Origin of the sequence: Borrelia persica No12, assembly GCF_000500045.1 — a bacterium.
Taxonomy (GTDB): Bacteria; Spirochaetota; Spirochaetia; order Borreliales; family Borreliaceae; genus Borrelia; species Borrelia persica.
Window position 1 is genome coordinate 1 of record NZ_AYOT01000097.1, and the last position, 1,090, is coordinate 1,090.

Sequence of the window (1,090 nt, forward strand, 5' to 3'; positions counted from 1 at the left end):
CATATTAATTGTTAAGAATAATCCAAATGATTTCAAGTGGTTGCTTGACTTGAAATATTTTGAGTTTACAGAGGTTGCAAAACGTAGAATTCTAAGTCTTAACCCTCAAGATAGATTTTTTGACTTAATAGAAAATCAAATTAATTTCCTGGTGGCAGATTTATATTCGCTTACTTATGATGAGTTTAGAATATTACTTGAAGATTTTAGAGTATGGAAAGGCCAGAAAGGAGATTTGTATATTGAGAGTTTGTTGAATGGATACGAAAATTATTTAATGGGAAAGCGACCAAACCTATATGCTGTGTCATAGTAAATAGATTGTTAATTAGCTCAAAAAATCGTTATCAATTTTCAATCTCTAATAATGATTTTTAGTAAATTTATCTATATTAGTGTTACTAAGTAGGAATATTGAATTTTCTTTAAACTATTTTTTATTCTTGATTTTTGAATATAATTAATATATAATATTAATACAATATTGATTAATTTTAATAATTAATAATATTGTTTAAAAGATAATAATCTTATTAGCCAATATTTGCGGTTTGTATGTATGGTATATGAGAATTATTTTGAAAAATAAAGTTTTTTTATAAGTTTTTCATTGATTATCTATAGTTATAAATATCTAAGAGAAGAGGTAAGTTCAATATAGTTTGTTTTAGAAAAAATAGATATTATTATTTTATATTTATGTTTAGGTCTAAAGATTATATAAATGAAACTAAATTTATACACTAAAAATAATTAAGGCAAGTACTGTTATTTTTAGTAGTGCCATTTAAATGATATATAAATATCTTGCATTGTTTTTAATTTTAAAAGGAGATATTAAAATATGAAGTTAATATATTATAGTTTAATACTATTAATAATAGTATCAATAGTATTATTAAGTTGTAAAACTCAAAATTCTCCTCCTGTAGGTGTGCATTCAGGTGGTGTTTTCCCAGAAAGAATAATGGGTGAGGAGGTTAAATCAATTGATGAATTGCTTGATACATTTAATCTATCTGAAGATCAGAGGGAGGCAGCTGAATATTTAAGAAAGGCATTGGTTGATGATGCTAAAACATATAGTAAT

General features: G+C 24.0%; 2 protein-coding genes. Both read left to right on the forward strand.

The features are described from left to right. On the forward strand, nucleotides 1–313 hold a 313-nt coding region (locus tag U881_RS12600; RefSeq protein ID WP_038363364.1), incomplete at its 5' end, for a hypothetical protein. A 531-nt stretch (nucleotides 314–844) separates the two neighbouring features. Continuing rightward, on the forward strand, nucleotides 845–1,090 hold a 246-nt coding region (locus U881_RS10520; protein ID WP_038363367.1), incomplete at its 3' end, for a hypothetical protein.